We start from the raw sequence: 19,229 nt of genomic DNA, 5'->3' as shown, positions 1-19,229 counted from the left end.
CCATCTTGTCAAGACGATAAAGCCATCTTGACAAGATGGGGCAAGGCAGGAGGGCGCTGTGTATCGGGGGCAGGGGTAGTTCTGGCTTCGCCAGCATCGGGCTCCGCCCGACTCGGGCATCCTCGCTCCGCGTCGGACGAAGCGGCGGGCGCTCCGCGCCGGATGCGAGGTGGCGGCTGCGCCGACAACGGCTCCGGTTGCGGTTCGGCCGAATGAGCGTAGTTCGGGGTGGGGGTGATGTTGGGGAACTGGGGTGGGGGTGGGGGCGTCACACTGAAGATCGTCGTGTGGGCGGCGGAGCGGTGGGGTGGCCGTGAGGGGTGGGGTTGTGGTGGGGATTGCCGGTCGTGCTGTTGTGGCGGTTGCCGTTGTGGTGGTTGGGGTTTCGGGGTGTTCCGGTGGTGGCGGGGGTGGGGGTGGGGCTGTTGCGGCCAGCAGTTCCAGTGCGCCGGTGCCGGTGTCGCCCGCGGAGTACCAGGCCGCGTTGACGAAGTTCGACGAGGCGGTGCGGCCGGTGTTGGAGCGGGTGCACGGGGCTGGGGCGGACGCGGATTTCGGTGTGGCGCAACGGGAGTTGGCCGATGTGCTGGGGGCGCAGGCGGTCGTGCTGGACGGGCTGGTGGCGCCGGTGGCGGTGGAGACCGCGCACAGCGGGCTGGCGCGGGGGTTGACGGTGGCGGCGACCGGGGTGCGCGGGGTGACCGTGGCGGCGGCGGCGCCGAACAGCTGCGGGGTCACGGTGCCGACGTTGCCGGCGGCGAAGACCGCTGTGGACGACAAGGTGCGGGATCTGGGGCAGGTGTACTTCGCGCCGTTGACGACGTTGGGGTTCCAGGTCGGGGCGTTCGTGCCGCCGCCCGCGGTCGCGCCGGTGCTGGAGGAGCGGCGGGCAGGCAACGGTGAGGTCGTGCAGCGCGGCGGTGGGCAGGGGCCGGGGACGTTGAAGATCACGAACGGGACGCCGGGGGACGTCGCGGTGTCGGTGGTGTCGGGAGATCCGGCGAACCCGCAGGTCACGGTGTACGTGCAGGGCAGCTCGGACACGTCGGTGAGCGGGATCGACGGGGACTACGAGGTGTACTTCAAGTCCGGGGTGGACTGGGACGCGGGGCGCAACGGGTTCACGCGGGACTGCTCGTACGAGAAGTTCGACGACCTGTTCACCGGCGAGTCGGACTGGCAGATCGACCTCCAGGCGACGCCCGCGGGCAACGCGTCGACCAGCGACGTCCCGGCGTTCTGAGTCATCGCGGACACGAGGTGTCCGCGATCGGTGCGAGACTCGGGGCATGTTGGAGACCTCGGCTCGCCTGTTGCGCCTGCTGTCGCTGCTGCAGGTCCGACGCGACTGGACCGGCTCGGACCTGGCGGAGCGGCTGGGCGTGGACGTGCGGACGGTGCGCCGCGACGTGGACAAGCTGCGGAGCCTCGGCTACCCGGTGAACGCCACGTCCGGCGTGTCCGGCGGCTACCAGCTCGGGGCGGGCGCGGAGCTGCCGCCGTTGCTGCTGGACGACGACGAGGCCGTGGCGGTGGCCGTCGGGTTGCGGACGGCGGCGAACGGCACGGTGTCCGGCATCGAGGAGACGTCGGTGCGGGCCCTGACGAAGCTGGAGCAGGTGCTGCCGTCACGGCTGCGGCGACGGGTCTCGGCGTTGAGCGCGCACACCACGACGCTGGCGGCGTTCGGGCCGACGGTGGACGCGGACGTGCTGACGGTGGTCGCCGGGGCGAGCCGGGACCACCAAGCCCTGCGGTTCGGGTACCAGGGGCGGGACGGGGCGGCGACCACCCGGCACGTGGAGCCGCAGGGGATGGTGCACACGGGGCGGCGCTGGTACCTGGTCGCCTGGGACGTGGACCGGCGGGACTGGCGGACTTTCCGGTTGGACCGGGTGGAGGGGACACCGGTGCCGGCTGCCCGGTTCCCGCCGCGGGAGCCGCCGCACGCGGATCTCGCGGAGTACATCTCGCGGCAGGTGAGCGGGGCGGTGTACCGGCATCGGGCGAGGCTGGTGATGCATGCGCCGTTGGAGGTGGTGCGAGGGGAGACGTCGCCTACGTCGGCTCACTTGGAGGCGATCGACGAGTCGAGTTGTTTGATGACCACGGGGGCGGAGAGCTTGTACGCGTTGGCGGTGCACCTGGGGATGATGGGGATCGAGTTCGAGGTGCTGGAGCCGGAGGAGTTGAGGGAGCACTTGAGGGTGATCGGGGGGCGGTTGAGTCGGGCGGCGGGGGATGTCGTACCCGAGTTGTAGCGTGTGCATCGGGGGGTTCTCACGGGTGGGGGACGCCTGGTTCGGGGTGGGCGTGGGGAAGCGAAGCCCAGCCCTCGGCGTGTTTCGGGGTCCCCACCCCGCGAAACCCAGCCCCCGGCGCGCGATTGTCTCAATGCCTCACCCTTGTTTGTCAAGACGATAATGCTGTCTTGACAAACAAGGGTGAGGCAGGAGGGCGCTGTGTATCGGGGGCAGGGGTAGATCTGGCTTCGCCAGCATCGAGCTGCGCTCGACAGGGCATCCTGGGCTTCGCCGTCGGACAAGGCATCGGCTGGCGCCGACAATGCCCCAGGCGCTCCGCGCCGGATGCGCGCTGGCGGGCTGCGCCCAACTGCGGATCCTCGGCTGCGCCGTCGGACAAAGGTGTGCGCGCCGCACCCAAAGCCAAGGCGCGCACACCCTTTGTCAGGCGTTGGAGAGGGAGCGCAGGGCGATTGCGGCGCGTTCCAGTTGGGTGAGGACGTCAGGGCGTAGTTGGGCCAGTTGGCGTTCGTTGCGGGCGTCGCCGACTTCCTGGAGGAGCACCTGGGTGGGGGCGGAGCCGTCTGATTCGGAGACCGCGAGCACCTTGAAGGCGGTGGCGGGTGGGAAGAGGACGCGTTCGTTGACGACGCCTGCGCGGCGGTCGACGACTTCGACGCGGCGGCCGGTGAGGGACCAGACGAGGTATTCGACGCCGCCGTCGAAGGATTCCTGGGGGTTGGCGTGGGTGTTGAGGATGCCGTGTTCGACGAGGACGTCGCCGGTGCGGAAGTGGGTGGCGATGTTGGGTGGGGCGATGCTCCAGCAGGTGGTGATGCCCTGGTGCAGGGGGAGGCGGCGGAGGCCCGCGACGACGGCGGCGACGTAGGGCTGGAGGCGGCCGAGGGTGCCGGTGCGGAGGGTTTCGACGACCAGTTCCTCGTCTTGGCCCAAGTAGGCCGAGAGGGCGGCCAGTTCGGTGACGGTGGTCTCGACCGGGACGGGGTCGACGAGGGGGCCGGGGCGTTGGGCGAGCAGGCGGCCGACGGCGGTGGCGAAAGCGGGGTAGCGCTCGCCGAGGATGCGGCGGACGGCGTCGCGTTCGAGGTCGGTGGTGCGGTGGTCGGCGGCGACGGTCTCCCGGTCGCTGGCCAGCTCCTCGCCCCACCTGGAGTTCTTCTGCTGCCACGACGGGGACGGCGGGGTCGGGACCGGGCCCTCGATGCGGAGGGGGATCTCGAGGGCGGCGGCGTCCTCGGGTGGTTGCTCGGCGGGAGGTTCCTCGATCGCGGGTGAGGACGTGAGCTGGGTCGGGAGCTCGACGTGCGGGGAGAGCTGGGCCCGCACGGAGTTCGGGACCGGCGCGGGCACCCGGACCGTGTCGGGATCGGGACTCGGCACGGGCTCGGGTTCGGGCTCGGGTTCCGGGTCGGTGATGAGGGCGTGGGCCGGGCCGGAGCGGGTGTTCTCCTCGTCGTCCACGACCGGGTCGGGGACGGCGGCGGGCTCGGTGGTGGGTTCCTCGGGGGCCTCGGGCCACGGGATCGCGGTCTCGGTGGCGTCGCAGAACACCAGGCGGAGCAGCTTGCGGACCTCGGGCTCCAGGCGTTCGACGAGGGCGGCGCCCGCGACGGCGACGGCACCGGGGGTGGTGCGGCCGGGGGTGCCGACGGTGAGGCGCGCCCACTCCGGGTCGACGGGCAGGGCGCGCACCTCGGCGCCGCCCGCGTTGGTGGCCTCGCGGACCCACAGGCCGGAGGCGACGACCTCCAGCACGACGCCGTCGCCGAGGCCGAACACGCCGGGGGTCAGCTCGACCAGGCCGGGTACCGGGTTGCGGTAGCCGGAGACCTCGTTCTCCTCCTGGAGGGCGCGCGGGACGCAGCGCATCTCGGTGACGAACGGGTGCCACGTCGGCTGGCCGCGCCGGTCGACCGCGACCACGACGGCGCCGCCGCCCTCGCGCAGGTTCGACACCGGCAGTCCGGTGTAGATGTTGATGGCCTCGCCGAGCTGCTCGGCGACCAGCTGCGCCTGCTCCCCCGCGTCCAGGTCGTACTGCACGAGCCGGACCCTGGTGCGCGCGGCCGAGGGCAGCGCGGTCAGCAGCCTGCAGATCTCCTCGGTCGGGATCGACGGCTGGCCGGGGCCGCCGACCACGATCGTCAGCACGTTCTCGCGGCACGGCAGCGCGACGATGGCGCGCGCGTCCTGCGAGTTGGGGTCGAACGGCACGCTCTGGGCGCGCAGCCACAGACCGGCCGGGATGGGTTCGGCGATGCCGATCTCACCGGTCGGCCAGGCCGAGTTCGGGTCCATGGCCTCCCACGCGGGGACCGGGAAGCGCCTGCCGAACGGGGTGGGGGACGCGCCGGGCAGGAACCGCAGCCAGCTGCCGTAGCCGGTGGCGCCGGTGACGAACGCGGCACCGGGCACGGTGGTGAGCGCGCCGTCCGGGGCGATCACCTCGGCCTGCAGCTGCGCGGCGAGCCACTGGGCGGGGGCGGTCGGCCGCATGCTGCCCGCGTACGACACGGCCAGCCGGATCGGGCCGCGGCCGCGCAGCGCGTTGGCGGCGGACTGCCAGAACGTGGTCTCACCGCCCGGCGGGAAGTCGATGACGGCCACTGTGCGGCCGCGGTCGGCGGGCAGCGACCGCGCGAGCGACAACGCCATCTGGCTCGCCCCCTCGGGCGGCCCGACGACGAGCGTGGGACCCGCGAAGACGACCGAGGCGTTCACCGGCGCAGGCGCCTGCGGCTCGGGTTCGGGACGCATTTCCTGGAGCTGCTCCACCGGCATGACCTGTTCCACCTCAACCTGCTGCTGCACCACGGCACGGTCCTCCTGCGCCGCGGAGTCCTTCCGCACGCCCCGCCGACCCCTCAACCGCTCGAACACCTCCAGCTCACAACCTTCACCCCGCCGTGGCGGCCTTGTGCAGGTCCCGCAGCGCCCGAACCGCGGCGACCGCGTGGTCGCGGTCGACGGCCTGCACGGCCATCACCGAGACGTACTCGTCGTCGGGCAGCTCCAGCCTCGCCCACGAAGCCCCGTCAGGGAAGCTCACGTGCAGAACGTCCTGCCACGAGTAACGGTTCGCGGTCACGACGTTGCGGACCTCGATGCCCTCGGCGTCGGCGCGGACCCTGGGCCTGCCCAGCAGCAGGACGCCGCAGGCGAGCAGCACGCCGAGGCACACCATGGCGATCTGGTCGGACACCCGGAAGATCACGCCGGTCGGGGTGTCGCCGAGCAGGATGCCGACCACGGTGAACACGGCGACCAGGACGACCGCGCACACGGCGGTGACGCGGCGGATGCGCTTGGGGCGGAACTCGACGACCCGCTTGTCGGTCACGGGCGCGCTCACCCGAGTCCCCGCAGGACCAGCGCGGTGTCGAGCGCGGCCGAGACGGCCTCGACGCCCTTGTCCTCCGCGGAGTCGGGGAACCCGGCGCGGTCGAGTGCCTGCTGCTCGGTGTCGCAGGTGAGCACGCCGTTGCCGACCGGGGTGGACTCGTCCAGCGCCACCCGCGTCAGGCCGGCGGTGACGGCGTCGCACACGTACTCGAAGTGCGGGGTGCCGCCGCGGATGACCACGCCCAGGGCGACCACGGCGTCGTGGGTGCGGGCCAGCGCCTGCGCGACCACGGGCAGCTCGACGGCGCCCGCGACCCGGATCACCGTCGGCTCGTCGATGCCCGCCTTGGCGGCGGCCTCGACGGCGCGGGCCACCAGGTTGTCGGTGATCTTCGTGTGCCACCGCGTCGCGACGATGGCCAGTGTCAGGCCCTCGCCCCGCGGGACGTCGATCTCCGGCCTGCCCTCGCCGCTCATTCCTGGCCTTCCGTCCCGGCAGCCGCGATGCCCGCGCGCTGCGCCTCGTACTGCTCGAGCTGGTGCAGCTCGTGGCCCATCCGGTCGCGCTTGGTGCGCAGGTACCGGAGGTTCTCCGGGTTCGGCGAGATGGGCAGCGGCACGCGGTCGATCACGCGCAGACCGTAGCCCTCCAGGCCGACCCGCTTGGCCGGGTTGTTCGTCAGCAGCCGCATGGACTTGATGCCGAGCTCGGCGAGGATCTGCGCGCCGGTGCCGTAGTCGCGGGCGTCGGCGGGCAGGCCCTGCTGGAGGTTGGCGTCGACGGTGTCCGCGCCCTGGTCCTGCAGCTGGTAGGCCTGCAGCTTGTGCATCAGGCCGATGCCGCGGCCCTCGTGGCCGCGCATGTAGAGCACGACGCCGCGGCCCTGCGCGGCGACGGCCTCCAGGGCGGCGTCCAGCTGCGGGCCGCAGTCGCAGCGCAGCGAGCCGAAGATGTCGCCGGTCAGGCACTCGGAGTGGACCCGGACCAGCACGTCCTCGCCGTCGCCGATGTCGCCGTAGACGAGTGCGACGTGCTCGATGCCGTCGAGCAGGCTGTCGTAGCCGACGGCGGTGAACGTGCCGTGCGCGGTCGGGATGCGGGCCTCGGCGACGCGCGCCACCTGGGTCTCGTGGCGCCTGCGGTAGGCGACGAGGTCGACGATCGAGATGAGCGTCAGGCCGTGCTTCTCGGCGAAGACCTTCAGGTCGGGCATCCGCGCCATGGTGCCGTCGGCGTTGGCGATCTCGCAGATCGCGCCCGCCGGGTGCAGGCCCGCCATGCGGGCCAGGTCGACGGCGGCCTCGGTGTGGCCGGGGCGGCGCAGGACGCCGCCCTCCCTGGCGCGCAGCGGGAACACGTGGCCGGGGCGCACGACGTCGAACGCCGTGGTCGTCGGGTCGGCCAGCGTGCGGATCGTCAGCGCCCGGTCGGACGCCGAGATGCCGGTCGTGACGCCTTCGCGGGCGTCCACGGAGACGGTGAAGGCGGTGCCCATGCGCTCGGTGTTGTGGGAGACCATCTGGCCGATCTCCAGGCGGTCCAGCGCCTCCGCCTCCATCGGCGTGCAGAGCAGGCCGCGGCACTCGTTCATCACGAACGCGACGAGCTCCGGGGTGGCCATCTCGGCCGCGAAGACCAGGTCGCCCTCGTTCTCGCGGTCCTCGTCGTCCACGACGACGACGGCCTTGCCCTCCGCGATGTCCTTGATCGCCTGCTCGATGTCGGAGAAGTCCCTCATGAGCGGGTCACCTCCTGGTCGGCGCCGGGCGTGGGTGCATTGTGGCGCAGGTGCGGTGCGGTGAGGCGTTCCACGTACTTGGCGAGCACGTCGACCTCGAGGTTGACCGGGTCGCCGACGCCGCGCCTGCCCAGCGTGGTCAGCTCCAGCGTGGTCGGGATGAGGCTGACGGTGAACTCGTCGTCGGTGACGGTCACGACGGTGAGGGACACGCCGTCGACCGTGATGGAGCCCTTCTCCACGACGTAGCGCGCCAACGAGGGCGGCAGTCCGATGTGGACGATCTCCCAGTGCGGGGTGGTCTCGCGCGCCAGCACCGTGCCGGTGCCGTCGACGTGGCCCTGCACGATGTGGCCGCCGAGCCGCTGGCCGACCGCGGCGGCGCGCTCCAGGTTGACCCGGTCGCCCGCGGCGACCTTGGCGAGGCTGCTGCGGACGAGCGTCTCGCGCATGACGTCCGCGGTGAAGGAGCCGTCGGCGACCTCCACGACGGTGAGGCACACACCGTTGACCGCGATCGAGTCACCGTGCTTGGCGTCGCTGGTGACCAGCTCGCCCGCCACGGTCAGACGTGCCGCGTCGGGCAGGTCGGTGACCTGCACGACCTCACCCAGTTCTTCGACGATCCCGGTGAACACCGTTCCTCCTCAGCCGCTAACCACCGCCGGCACGGCGGAGATCCGCACGTCCGGCCCGCACATACTGACCTCTTCGACCACCAGCCCGACAGCGTCGGTGATGGTCGCCACCCCGGACTCACCCAACGCCATCGGACCCGCGCCCAACAGCTTCGGTGCCGCGTACAGCAACACCCTGTCGATCCGGCCCGCCGCGACGAACGCCCCGACGAGGGTCGGACCGCCTTCCAGCAGGACGTCCACGACCCCACGACCCGCCAGTCCGGCGAGCACCTCGTCCGGGTCGTGGGTGCGCAGGTGGACCGTCTCCGCCTCGGCGTCCAGCACCCTGGCGCCGGGCGGCAGGTCCCCCTTGCCCACCACCACCCGCAACGGCTGGCGCTCCACCGGGATTCCCCGAGCGGTGAGCCGGGGGTCGTCGGCGCGGACGGTGCCGCCGCCGACCATGATGGCATCGATCTTCGTGCGCAGTGCGTGGACCTCCTGGCGGGATTCCGCCGAACTGATCCACCGGCTCGTGCCGTCGGCGGCGGCGACCCTGCCGTCCAGCGTCGAGGCGTACTTCCAGGTCACGTGCGGGCGGCCGGTGCGGGCGTAGTGCAGCCACGCGCGCAGCGGGCCGCGGGCGACCTCCAGGCCCAGCGGGCCCTCCTCGGCGTCGACCCCGGCGGCGCGCAGCACCGCCCCTCCCCCGGCGGCGAGCGGGTTCGGGTCGGGCACGGCGTAGCGGACGCGCGCGATCCCCGCGGCGAGCAGCGCGCCCGTGCACGGCGGGGTGCGGCCGTGGTGCGAGCAGGGTTCGAGGGTCACGACGGCCGTGCCGCCGCGGGCCCGCTCCCCCGCCTCGGCCAGCGCCACCACCTCGGCGTGCGGCCCGCCCGGCGGCCGGGTCGCCCCGGTGCCGACGACCTCGCCGTGCGCGTCCAGCACGACCGCGCCCACCGGCGGGTTGGGGCTGGTGGTGCCGCGCACGGACTCGCTGCGCCCGATCGCGAGCGCCATGGCCTGCTCGACGTTCATCCGCGGTGCGGCGAGCTCGCGGCGGCCAGCGCGCGCAGCGCCTCGACCGCGCGGCCGGGGTCCTCGGCGTCGTAGACGGCCGACCCCGCGACGAAGCAGTCGACACCGGCCTCCGCGGCGGCGGCGATGGTGTCGGAGTTGATGCCGCCGTCGATCTCGACCAGCAGCCTCAGGTGGCCGGTGTCGACCAGCCGGCGCGCGGTGCGCACCTTGTCCAGCACCTCGACCATGAACGACTGCCCGCCGAAGCCGGGCTCCACGGACATCACGAGCAGCGTGTCGTAGTGCTTGAGGACCTCGACGTAGGGCTCCAGCGGCGTGCCCGGCTTGATCGACAGGCCCGCCTTCGAGCCCGCCGCGCGCAGGTTCTTCGCCAGCTGCACCGGGTCCGCCGCGGCCTCGACGTGCACCGTCACGTTGTGCGCGCCCGCCTCGGCGTACCCGATCGCCCAGCGGTCCGGGTCGTCGATCATCAGGTGGCAGTCCAACGGGATGTCGGTCGCCTTGAGCAGCGACTTCACCACCGGCAGGCCCAGTGTCAGGTTCGGCACGAAGTGCGCGTCCATCACGTCGACGTGCAGCCACTCCGCCCCGGTGACGGCGGCGGCCTCGCGCGCCAGGTTGGCGAAGTCGGCGGACAGGATGCTCGGGGCGATCATCGGCTGGTGGACCACGGGACAGGAGTCTAGGTACCCCCCGGTCCTCCCGCGGTCCGGGACTACTCGTTCGTGCTGTATCAGTGTCAGAAAACCTGTGACCTGCGGTTATTCCACGAGGCGCGCACTACACACACAGGTAGTTCCGCCTGCGCGCGCCTGCGCATACCGTCGAGGAGGGGGCTTGATCTGGGAGTGGCTGTGATGAACCGGGAGTTCGACCGCAAGACCGCCGTGGTGACCGGGGCGTGCGGTGCCGTCGGCGCCGAAGTGGTGACCGCGCTGGCGGCACGAGGTGCCGCGGTGACCGCCGTCGACCGCGACGGGCGGGGACTGTGCGACCTGGTGGAACGCCTGCAACGCGGCGGGCTGCGCGTCGCGGGCAGGCAGGTCGACATCGCCTCCGGACCCGCCGTGGAGTCGCTGGTGGACCAGGTGGAACGCGAGGTCGGACCGATCGACATCGTCGTGAACGCGGCCGACCTGGTCCGGACGGGATCCGCCGTGGGGCTGACGGAAGAGGACTGGACGCAGAGCTTCGCGGTCAACGCGCACGCGGTGTTCCACCTGTCGCGGGCGGCCGCGGCGCGGATGGTGCCGCGCCGGGGCGGGGCGATCGTGACGATCGCGGCGTCGCCCGTTGCGCACCAGGGTGGGTTGGCGGCTTACGCGGCGTCGAAGGCGGCGGCTACGGCTTATGTGAACGGGTTGGCGGCGGAGGTGGCGCGGTTCGGGGTGCGCTGCTCGGTGGTGTCGCCGGTGGAGGGGCCGGTGTTGAGGCCGGTGGATGAGGTGGGGCAGGCGTCTGGTGTGGCGGGGGTGGTGGCGGCTGTGTTGGCTGGGGTGTCGGGGTTGGCGGGGTATGTGGGTGGGGCGGCTGTGGGGGCCTGAGCACTGGGGGTGCTCAGGGTCCTGGGTTGGGTCTGGGGGATCTGGCTTTGGCCGGGAAATGTCGTACCCCGTGGGTAGCGTGTGTATCGGGGGGTCTTCACGGGTGGGGGACGCCTGGTTTGGTGTGGTCGTGGGGCTGATCGCGGCACGTTCTGGGATGCCCACCCCTGGGGAAGCCCAGCCCCCGGCGCGCGATTGTCTCAATGCCTTGCCCATGTTTGTCAAGACGATAAAGTCATCTTGACAAACATGGGCAAGGCAGGAGGGCGCTGTGTATCGGGGGCGGGAGGGGATCTGGCTTCGCCAGACATCGAGCTCCGCTCGACTCAAGCATCAGGCTTCGCCTGACTCGGGCATCCTTGCTGCGCTGCGGACAAGGCCCCAGGCGCTTCGCGCCGGATGCGCGCTGGCGGGCTTCGCCCGTCGTGGGGATCCTCGCTGCGCGTCGGGCAAGCGGGGTGGGCGCTCCGCGTCGGATGCGAGGTGGCGGCTGCGCCGGTTCCGCATCCCCTGCCCTCGCTATCCCGTTCCCGGCAACCCCCCGTTCCCGGCCACCCCCCGTTCCCGGCAACCCCCCCGTTCCCGGCAACCCCCCCGTTCCCGGCAACCCCCCGTTCCCTCGCTTCGCATCGGGCACCTTGCCCCGGTCAGGAGCGGGTGGTGGTTTGTTCGTGGGCGAGTCTGGCCAGTTCGACGCGGGAGTTGATGTTGAGTTTTCTGAAGATGCCGCGCAGGTGGTAGTTGACGGTGTGGGGGGAGAGGAAGAGTTGTTTGGCCACTTGGCGGTTGGTGAGGCCTGCGCCGACCAGGCGGGCTATGTCGCGTTCTGGTTCGGAGAGGCGGTGCCAGTCCTGGGTGGAGGTGGGGTGGGGGTGGGGTGGTTCGTCTGGTTTGGTGCGTAGGCGGGCGATTTCGCCATCAGCGCCCATGCGTTCGAGGATGCGGCGGGCGACGGCTAGGTGGAGTTCGGCTTCGCGGGGTTCGCCTCGGTCGGTGAAGAGGACCATGAGGTCGGCGTTGGCGCAGGCTTTGGCCCAGGGGTGGCGGTGGCGGCCTGCCGAATTCAACACAGCGTCGATGTCGCGGTCCACCAGGCCGTGGGCGTGGGCGGCGGAGACCGAGACGGAGCTGTAGCCGGGGTTGTTGACGGCGAGGTCGTCGGCGCCCGCGAGGACTGTTGTGGCGAGGCGGCTGTCGCTGACGGTGAGGGCGAGGCGGACTAGCCAGGGGGCGGCGCCGGGTTCCTCGATGAGCATGCGGCGGAGCGAGCTCTCCTCGGCGACGCGGAGGCGGGCGAGCTCGGCGGCGCGGGCGGGGCCGCCCTGGGCGTGGGCCAGGAGGAGTTCGACCCAGTCGTACTGGCCGGAGTGGAGGACGGCCTCGCCGCCCGCGAGGTCGCCGCGGTAGCGGCGGACGTGCTCGGCGGCGAGGTCGTACTCGCCGCGGTGGATGGCGACGGTTCCCAGGACGGTGGACGCGAGCGGGACCAGCAGTCGAAGGCCGCGGTCGTGGGCCATGGCGAGGCCTGCCTGGGCGGCGGCCTGGGCTTCGCCGAGGCGGCCCGCCTGGAGGAGGACGCGGGAGCGGCCGATGAGGCGGGCGGCGGGGCCGCCGCTGGTGACGGCCTCGTCGGTGTCGGGGCCGTCGCCGAGCAGGAGCTCCTCGGCCTCGGTGAACTCGCCGAGCGCGGCGAGCTTCAGGGCGTAGGCGACCGGGGTGTGGGCGAACCACCACGCGGACGGGCCGGTGGGCGGCCACTTCGTCGACTCGCGGCCCCAGTAGACGCCCTCGGTGAGGTTGCCCGCGTTCCACTCCAGGCACGAGTGGACGGTCGCGGCCATGACGGCGTCGGCGTCGCTGGGGTCGCGGTCGCGGACGGTCAGCAGCGACAGCGCGTGCTCGCGGACGCGGCTGCCGTTGGCGAAGTACAGGCCGAGCAGCCTGGCCGCGGCGGCGAGACCGCGCAACGGGCCGGTCAGGGACGGGATGGTGAGGGCGTGGTCGGTCTCGACGACGGCGTCGCCGGGGCGGCCGTCGGCGAGCAGGATCCCGGCCAGGACGCAGTGCAGCTCGGCCGCGACGGTCGGGGACACGCGCTGCGCGAGGGTGTCGCGAGCCAGCGCGATGGCCGAGCCGAGCCTGCCGCTCGCGGCGAGCGTGCGGACACCATGCACGACGTCGGCGCCGACGTCGGTGGGCAGCGGCGGGCGGGCGGTGGGCTCGACGGTGAACGGCGGCCGCAGCACGGCGACGTCGTGGCGCAGGGCGTGCAGGATCGACCGCGGGATGGACTCGACGACCGCGCGCCGCACCAGGTCGCTGGGGAACTCCAGCCGCTCGTGCACCGGCACCAGCAGCCCGGAGTCCAACACCTCGTCCACGGCCAGCAGCAGCGAGGCGGTCGTCTCGCTCATCATCGTGGCCACGTCGTGCAGCAGGAACGACCGGCCGACGACGGCGGCGACCCGCAGCAGCTGGGTGGCCTTGGCCGACAGGACGTCGACCCGGTCGCGGACCAGCGTGGCGACCCGTTGCGGCAGCCACCCGCCGCGCACGTGGGCGACACCGCCGCGCAGCTCCAGCTGCCCCTCCTCGCGCAGGCCCTCGACCAGCTCGGTGACCAGCCGGGGGTTGCCGCCCGCGCCGGCGATCAGCGCGCGCAGGTCCGGGTGCGGGACGGCGCCGAGCAGCTCGTGGGCCATCTCGTCGACGACGCTGTCGTCGACCGGCCCCACGACGACGACCTCCGCGCGCGCCCCGACGGCCCGTTGCACCTCGGGGCCCGCGGTGGCGCCGTTCATGGCCATCAGCAGCGACAGCGGTCGGTCGCGCAGCTTCGGCAGCAACGCCAGGACACCGGCGGGGTCGAGGTGGGCGTGGTCGATCGCGACGAGCGCGGACCTGTCGTCGGCCAGCGCGGCGTCCACATCGGACGACCCGCCGAACAGGTCACCGGACGCGGCCGAGACCAGCACGACCGGGAGGCCCTGCCCGCGGGCCAGCCGCACGGCCTCGTGCAGCAGCAACGTCTTGCCGGTCGCGGGCGGGCCGTCGATGACGAACACCCCACCCGAACCGGCGTCGGCCGCGAGCAGAAAACGGCGCACCGAGTCCAGCTCACGCGCACGCCCGCAGACCTTCGACACGGTGCACCCTGCAACGCCCGTCAGGTGCGTGTCAATTCGACCCGGATGAATACTTCTAATGGCCGAACGGCCCGGTCAGACCAGGTCCGACCCGGTCGGCAAGATCATCGCCCGCCGCACGCGGTCCAGCTCGGCCAGCACCGGCCCCGGCCCGCCCTCGGGGACGAGCAGCACACCGGCGGCGCGCAGGGTCGCCAGGTGCCCGGCCCACGCCGGGTGCCGCCGCTGCGCCTCGTTGGACTGCGGCTGCACGAGGACCGGCACGTCCGGCAGCCCCAAGGCCTCGTTGAGGACGGTCAGCGCCTGGTTGTCCGAGATGCCCAGGGCGAGCTTGACCACGGAGTTCGCCGTCGCGGGCGCGAACACGAAGCAGTCCGGCGGCGGGTGCGGCTTGGGCTCGCTGGGCAGCCGGGACGTCCAGCGCACCGGCAGGTCGGTCAGCGCGGCCAGCTCCTCCAGCTCCCCCGCCTCGTCGAGCCAGCGGGCGGCCGTCGGCGTGAGCGTGACCGCCAGCCGCCAGCCGCGCTCGGCCGCGGGCGCGGCGAGGCCGGTGCGCAACCACCGCTCGACCCCACCTCCGCCTGACGCGACCAGGCCCAGCACTCCACCGTCCACGGGGCGCCGCTCACCCCTCCGCGGGCCGCCGGAGCAGCGCGCAGAACATCGCGTCGGTGCCGTGCAGGTGCGGCCACAGCTGGACGTTGTGCGGGTCGGTGAGGTTCGGGACGCCGGGGAAGAACTCCTTGGTGTCCAACCGCTCCGCGCCGGTCCGCCGGGCCACGTCCGCGACGATGCCGACCGTCTCGGACAGGTGCGGCGAGCACACGACGTAGGCCACGACCCCGCCCGGACGGACCAGCTTCAGCGCCTTGGTCAGCAGCTCGCGCTGCAACCGGGTCAGCGGGGCCACGTCCGACGGCTGCCGCCGCCAGCGCGCCTCCGGCCTGCGGCGCAGCGCGCCCAGCCCGGTGCACGGGGCGTCGACCAGCACGCGGTCGAAGCCGCCCTCGGGCAGCTCGGTCTCGCGGGCGTCGCCGACGTGGACGGTGATCGGCAGGCCCTTGGTCGCCTTGCGGACCAGCTCCGCGCGGTGCGGGGCCAGCTCGACGGCGTCGAGCGTGCCGCCGTTCAACGCCGCCAGCGCGCCGAGCATCACGGCCTTGCCGCCAGGGCCCGCGCACAGGTCGAGCCAGCGCTCGTCGCTGCCCTCGACGGGCACGTTGGTCAGGGCCACCGCGCACAGCTGGCTGCCCTCGTCCTGCACGACGGCGAGGTGTTCGCGCAGCGGGTCGAGGTCGCCGGGGTCGCCCGCGCCGGACTCCAGGTGCACGCCGTAGGGCGAGTACGGGGCGACCTCGCCGCCCGTCATGGCGGCCAGCTCCTCCGCGCTCACCTCGCCCGGTCGGGCGGCCAGGTGCACCTCGGGGCGGCTGTCGTCGGCCGCGAGCGCCTCGCGCAGCGGCTCGTCCCGGCTGCCCAGCGCCTCCGCGAACGCTTGCGCGATCCACCGCGGGTGGGCGTTGGCGAGCGCGACGTGGCCGATCGGGTCGGTGTCCGGGTCCGGGGCCAGCTCGTCGATCCACGCGGCCTCGTCCTGCTGGGTGATCCGGCGCAGCACGGCGTTCACGAACCCCGCGGCACCCGAGCCCTGCCCGCCGCGCACGAGGTCCACAGTGGACGCCACCGCGGCGTGCGCCGGGATCCTGGTGCGCAGCAGCTGGTAGGCGCCCAGCCTCAGGGCATCCAGCAGCAGTCCGTCCACATCGGACAGCGCGCGGTCGGAGCACGCCCCGATCACCGCGTCGAGCAGGCCCTGCGCGCGTGCCGAGCCGTAGGCGAGCTCGGTGGCCAGCGCGGCGTCGCGGCCGGTGATCCGCCGTTCCCGCAGCAGCTTCGGCAGCACGAGGTTCGCGTACGCGTCGCGCTGGCGGACCGCGCGCAGCGTGTCGAGCGCGGCCAGCCTGGCCGGGTCCTCGACGGGGGGACGCTCGGGGCCCATGCGCCGACGCGGCGGCGCGGGCTTGCGCGGCCGTGAGGGTCGCGAGGGTCGGGAGGAGGAATTGCCGTTCATGAGATCCGCTCCCCGGCCTCGACCCGGACGCCGCGCGCCCAGTCGGTCGCGGCCATTCGCTTCTTGCCCGGTGCCTGCACGTCGCCCAGCGCCACCGGTGTGGTCGCGGTGCCGACGAGCACCTGCCTGCGCTGCACCAGGATCTCCCCCGGTGCCGGCTTGTCCTCGACGTCGACCGGCGTGACCGGCCCCAGCTTGAGGCGTTCGCCGCGGAACTCCGCCCACGCTCCCGGGTCCGGGGTCACCGCGCGCGCCAGCCGGTCGACCGCGAGCGCGGGCGCGGTGAAGTCCAGCCGCGCGTCCTCGACGGTGATCTTGGGGGCGTAGCTGACGCCCTCCTCCGGCTGCTCGACCGCGCGCAGCGTGCCGTCCTCGATGCCGTCGACGGTGGCCAGCAGCAGGGCCGCGCCGCGTTCGGCGAACCGGGCCAGCAGCTCACCGGCGGTGTCGCGCGGTCGTGCCTCCTCGGTGATCGTGCCGAACACGGGGCCCGCGTCGAGCGGCTTGACGATCCGGAACGTGGAGGCGCCGACGACGTCGTCGCCGTTGCGGACGGCCGCCTGCACGGGGGCCGCGCCGCGCCAGGCGGGCAGCAGCGAGAAGTGCAGGTTCACCCAGCCGTGGACGGGGATGTCGAGCGCGGACTGCGGCAGCAGGGCGCCGTAGGCGACCACCGGGCACACGTCGGGGGCCAGCTCCTTGAGCCGGGCCTGGAACTCCGGGTCGCTCGCCTTGGCGGGCGTGAGCACCTCGATGCCGTGCTCGTCGGCCAGCGCGCCGACCGGTGAGCGCTCCAGGTGGCGGCCGCGGCCCGCGGGCGCGTCGGGGCGGGTGACCACGGCGACGACCTCGTGCCGGGACGACTCGATGAACGCCCGCAGCGAGGGCAGGGCGGGTTCGGGCGTGCCGGCGAAGACCAGTCGCACGTCACTTCCCCCCGAACAGGGGGTGCGGGCTCTGCTTGAGGATCGGGACCCCTCCGTCGAACCACTCGGCCTGGCGGATCTCGCGCATCGCCTGCTTGCGGGTCTCGGCGTCGAGCCGGTCCAGGAACAGCACGCCGTCGAGGTGGTCGGTCTCGTGCTGGATGCAGCGGGCCAGCGTGTTCGTGCCCTCGACCTCGACCGGTTCGCCGTGCATGTTCCAGCCCTTGGCGACGACGTCGAGGTGACGACGGCAGTCCCAGCGCATCTCCGGGATCGACAGGCAGCCCTCGGGGCCGTCCTGGAACTCCTCGCCGACCACGGTCCACGTGGGGTTGACCAGGTGTCCGGCGAAGCCGTCGACGTGGTAGGTGAACACCCGCAGGCCGACGCCCAGCTGCGGCGCGGCCAGGCCGGCGCCGCCCGCCTCGGTCATCGTGTCCCACAGGTCCTTGACCAGGATGCGCAGCTCGGCGTCGAAGTCGGTGACCTCGGTGGCGGCCGTGCGCAGCACCGGGTCGCCGAACAGCCGGATGGGTTGGACGGTCACGCACACTCCTCGCGCTGGGCAGACGTCCAGTCTAGGAGAGTGCGGACGGCGGGTCCGACGTGCTCCCTCGGCCGGGGCCGCGGGGACTCAGTGGTCCAGACCCGTGCCGAGGAGGGCGACGCCGAACAGGGCGAGCAGGAAGTGGCCGAGGAAGCGGGCGACGGTGACGACGCCGCGGGCCGCGGCGACGACGACGACAGCGGGGGTGTGCGGGGTGGCGATCGTGGTGGCGACCATGGCTTGCTCCTCTTCGTTGGTGCCTCCACGGTCCCCCGGTGGGACGTCCGCGCGCGTCCACTCGGAGTAGTGGTCCACTCTCATCCCCAGGTCGTACGGACCCGCGCAACACCCCGAGGGGTCGCGGACACCTACTGGCATGAGGCTGACGAGATCCGGCCGACGAGGGGCGACCACCTTGGCGGGCAGGGCCGACACCGACGCGGAGCTGTGGGCGCGCGGCGACGACGACGCCTTCGGCGAGCTCTACGACCGGCACGCCGAGGCGGTGTGGAACCACGCCTACCGGCTGACCGGCTCGTGGTCCACGGCCGAGGACCTGACGTCGGGCACCTTCCTGACCGCGTGGCGGCGCAGGCACGCCGTGAAGCTCGTGCGGGACAGCGCCCTGCCGTGGCTCTACACCGTCACCGGCTACCTGGCGGCGGGCGAGCTCCGGCGCACCACCCGGTTCGGGCGGCTGCTGCGGCGCGTCCCGCTCGACGACACCGTGCGCGACCACGCCGACCAGGTGGCCACCTCCGTCGACAACGACCGCGAGCTGCGGTCGGTCATGGCCGCAGTCGCGAGGCTGCCCAAGGGCGAGCGGGAGGCGGTGGAGCTGGTGCTGATCGGCGAGGTCCCGGTGGCCGAGGCCGCCGTGGTGCTGGGCCTCGCCGAGGCGAGCGTCCGGTCGCGGATCTCGAGGGCGCGGGGGCGGCTGCGGGCGAGTCTGGAGGAGATGGGATGAACGACGTGCTGCCGGTGCCTGCCCACCGCGAACTGCCGGACGACGTCCGGGAGCGGATGCGGGACCGGGTGATGCGAGGACGGCGGGACAGGTCCTCCCGGCGGGGGCCGTTGCTGGTCGCCGCGGCGGTGGTGCTGCTCGCCGCGGGCGGGGTGGTCGTGGCCCGCTCCGTCGGCGGTGAGCACCCGCCCGCGGCCGGGTGGACACCGGTGCCCGCGGACTCGGTGACGACCGAGGCGACGACGGACGAGGACCTGGCGCGGTGCGGGGTGGACTGGCGGCCGGACTACACCGTCGTCATGCGGGGGCGGCGGATCGTGGTGAGTCCGGTGAACGAGTTCTGCGAGCTCACGTACGCGTCGGTGCGGACGTCCGCGAAGAAGGACCCCGTGGTGGTGGGGGACGGGGTGGTCCTGTGGCAGACCCCCGGTCACCTCACCATCGGGAAGGCGCCCGCGGGGTCCACGTCGGTGAAGTTCTCGGACACCGAGGGGACGGTGGTCGCGGGGGCGCTGGACGCGGTGGTGGCGTTGTTGCCGGACGGGAGGTTCGTGGTGCGGTCGGGGCGGGAGGTGGACGCGCTGGAGTTCGGGTCCGGGGGGTGGGCGCCCCGGACGATGAAGGTGGTGAAGGGGGATCTGCCTGGGGACTGGTCGGTGGTGAGGTGGGTTTTTCCCAGTGGGGTGGGGGATCCGGGGGTGCCGGGGAACCGGATGGCCGCGTGCCTGGATCGGTGGATGGTGGACGTGCCGGAGCCTTCGGATCCCGCGGGGTGGGGGGTTGTCGTGGGAGTGGAGGGGGAGGTCGGGGTGCAGGTGATTCGGAGTGGTGGGCGGATGGCTTTTTGTGAGTTCAGGGGTGGGGAGTTGGTGGGGGTTCGGGTTGGGAGGGATGGGGCGTTGGGGGTGTCCGAGGGGGCGGTGGACGTGATGTACCGGTCGGGGGGTGTGGGAGGGGACGTGGTGCTGGCCGGGAGTTTGCGGGCGGGGGTGGGGAAGGTGGTGTTCACGGAGGGGGGTGTG

17 protein-coding genes and 1 pseudogene are annotated in these 19,229 nt (G+C 73.0%); 5 read left to right on the top strand and 13 right to left on the bottom strand.

Annotation, left to right across the window (positions count from 1 at the left end; all coding sequences use genetic code 11):
* Positions 1-451: 451 nt before the first annotated feature.
* Positions 452-1,243 (top strand): hypothetical protein, encoded by a 792-nt coding sequence (locus CLV43_RS45735; protein WP_106196842.1) that lies wholly within the window; start codon positions 452-454, stop codon positions 1,241-1,243.
* Positions 1,244-1,289: 46 nt separating this feature from the next.
* A complete protein-coding gene (locus CLV43_RS45730) occupies positions 1,290-2,261 on the top strand; it encodes a helix-turn-helix transcriptional regulator (RefSeq protein ID WP_106196841.1) in 972 nt (323 codons plus the stop codon).
* Positions 2,262-2,687: 426 nt separating this feature from the next.
* Here the strand turns inward: CLV43_RS45730 and CLV43_RS49005 are convergent, their stop codons facing one another.
* The 7 genes from CLV43_RS49005 to rpe are packed head-to-tail and all read right to left on the bottom strand — an operon-like array spanning position 2,688 to position 9,662.
* The gene (locus CLV43_RS49005; RefSeq protein WP_211304885.1) at positions 2,688-5,114 is read right to left on the bottom strand and encodes a hypothetical protein; all 2,427 of its coding nucleotides are present in this window, start codon (positions 5,112-5,114) and stop codon (positions 2,688-2,690) included.
* Positions 5,115-5,160: 46 nt separating this feature from the next.
* A complete protein-coding gene (locus CLV43_RS45715; protein WP_425445812.1) occupies positions 5,161-5,616 on the bottom strand; it encodes a PH domain-containing protein in 456 nt (151 codons plus the stop codon).
* Positions 5,613-6,083 carry a 6,7-dimethyl-8-ribityllumazine synthase gene (gene ribH / locus CLV43_RS45710; RefSeq protein WP_106196840.1) on the bottom strand — a complete coding sequence of 157 codons (471 nt, stop codon included), beginning with the start codon at positions 6,081-6,083 and terminating at the stop codon, positions 5,613-5,615. Before ribH ends, CLV43_RS45715 begins: the two co-directional genes overlap by 4 nt.
* Positions 6,080-7,345 carry a bifunctional 3,4-dihydroxy-2-butanone-4-phosphate synthase/GTP cyclohydrolase II gene (locus CLV43_RS45705; RefSeq protein ID WP_106196839.1) on the bottom strand — a complete coding sequence of 422 codons (1,266 nt, stop codon included), beginning with the start codon at positions 7,343-7,345 and terminating at the stop codon, positions 6,080-6,082. Before CLV43_RS45705 ends, ribH begins: the two co-directional genes overlap by 4 nt.
* A complete protein-coding gene (locus CLV43_RS45700; RefSeq protein WP_106196838.1) occupies positions 7,342-7,983 on the bottom strand; it encodes a riboflavin synthase in 642 nt (213 codons plus the stop codon). Before CLV43_RS45700 ends, CLV43_RS45705 begins: the two co-directional genes overlap by 4 nt.
* Positions 7,984-7,992: 9 nt before the next feature.
* Entirely contained in the window at positions 7,993-9,003 is a 1,011-nt protein-coding gene (gene ribD, locus CLV43_RS45695; RefSeq protein ID WP_106196837.1) for a bifunctional diaminohydroxyphosphoribosylaminopyrimidine deaminase/5-amino-6-(5-phosphoribosylamino)uracil reductase RibD, read from the bottom strand.
* The gene (gene rpe / locus CLV43_RS45690) at positions 9,000-9,662 is read right to left on the bottom strand and encodes a ribulose-phosphate 3-epimerase (RefSeq protein WP_211304889.1); all 663 of its coding nucleotides are present in this window, start codon (positions 9,660-9,662) and stop codon (positions 9,000-9,002) included. The genes ribD and rpe overlap by 4 nt, the downstream gene beginning before the upstream one ends.
* A 201-nt stretch (positions 9,663-9,863) precedes the next feature.
* Between rpe and CLV43_RS45685 the strand changes: the two genes are divergently transcribed.
* A complete protein-coding gene (locus CLV43_RS45685) occupies positions 9,864-10,550 on the top strand; it encodes an SDR family NAD(P)-dependent oxidoreductase (protein ID WP_106196835.1) in 687 nt (228 codons plus the stop codon).
* Positions 10,551-11,197: 647 nt separating this feature from the next.
* Here the strand turns inward: CLV43_RS45685 and CLV43_RS45680 are convergent.
* The 6 genes from CLV43_RS45680 to CLV43_RS48330 all read right to left on the bottom strand — a co-directional run bounded on the left by CLV43_RS45680 (position 11,198) and on the right by CLV43_RS48330 (position 17,477).
* Positions 11,198-13,696 (bottom strand): helix-turn-helix transcriptional regulator, encoded by a 2,499-nt coding sequence (locus tag CLV43_RS45680; protein WP_106196834.1) that lies wholly within the window; start codon positions 13,694-13,696, stop codon positions 11,198-11,200.
* A gap of 75 nt (positions 13,697-13,771) precedes the next feature.
* Positions 13,772-14,311, bottom strand: a complete 540-nt coding sequence (locus CLV43_RS45675) for a flavoprotein (RefSeq protein WP_106196833.1) — start codon at positions 14,309-14,311, stop codon at positions 13,772-13,774.
* A gap of 10 nt (positions 14,312-14,321) precedes the next feature.
* Positions 14,322-15,767: an RsmB/NOP family class I SAM-dependent RNA methyltransferase gene (locus CLV43_RS45670; protein ID WP_106196832.1), complete on the bottom strand. Its 1,446-nt coding sequence runs from the start codon at positions 15,765-15,767 to the stop codon at positions 14,322-14,324.
* The gene (fmt, locus tag CLV43_RS45665) at positions 15,764-16,693 is read right to left on the bottom strand and encodes a methionyl-tRNA formyltransferase (RefSeq protein WP_106196831.1); all 930 of its coding nucleotides are present in this window, start codon (positions 16,691-16,693) and stop codon (positions 15,764-15,766) included. The genes CLV43_RS45670 and fmt overlap by 4 nt, the downstream gene beginning before the upstream one ends.
* A 1-nt stretch (position 16,694) precedes the next feature.
* The gene (gene def, locus CLV43_RS45660) at positions 16,695-17,240 is read right to left on the bottom strand and encodes a peptide deformylase (protein WP_106196830.1); all 546 of its coding nucleotides are present in this window, start codon (positions 17,238-17,240) and stop codon (positions 16,695-16,697) included.
* Positions 17,241-17,327: 87 nt separating this feature from the next.
* Entirely contained in the window at positions 17,328-17,477 is a 150-nt protein-coding gene (locus CLV43_RS48330) for a hypothetical protein (protein WP_170156304.1), read from the bottom strand.
* Between the two features lie 139 nt (positions 17,478-17,616).
* Between CLV43_RS48330 and CLV43_RS45655 the strand changes: the two genes are divergently transcribed.
* Both CLV43_RS45655 and CLV43_RS45650 read left to right on the top strand, forming a co-directional pair.
* On the top strand, positions 17,617-18,207 hold the full coding sequence (locus tag CLV43_RS45655) for an RNA polymerase sigma factor (protein WP_106196829.1): 591 nt from the start codon (positions 17,617-17,619) through the stop codon (positions 18,205-18,207).
* Positions 18,204-19,229 (top strand): annotated as a pseudogene (locus CLV43_RS45650) (hypothetical protein); the annotation flags it as partial. The gene CLV43_RS45655 and the pseudogene CLV43_RS45650, both read left to right, overlap by 4 nt.

The organism is Umezawaea tangerina, assembly GCF_003002815.1.
Classification (GTDB): domain Bacteria; phylum Actinomycetota; class Actinomycetes; order Mycobacteriales; family Pseudonocardiaceae; genus Umezawaea; species Umezawaea tangerina.
Note: the sequence above shows the minus strand (reverse complement) of the source record. Positions and strands in the feature narration are given on the sequence as shown.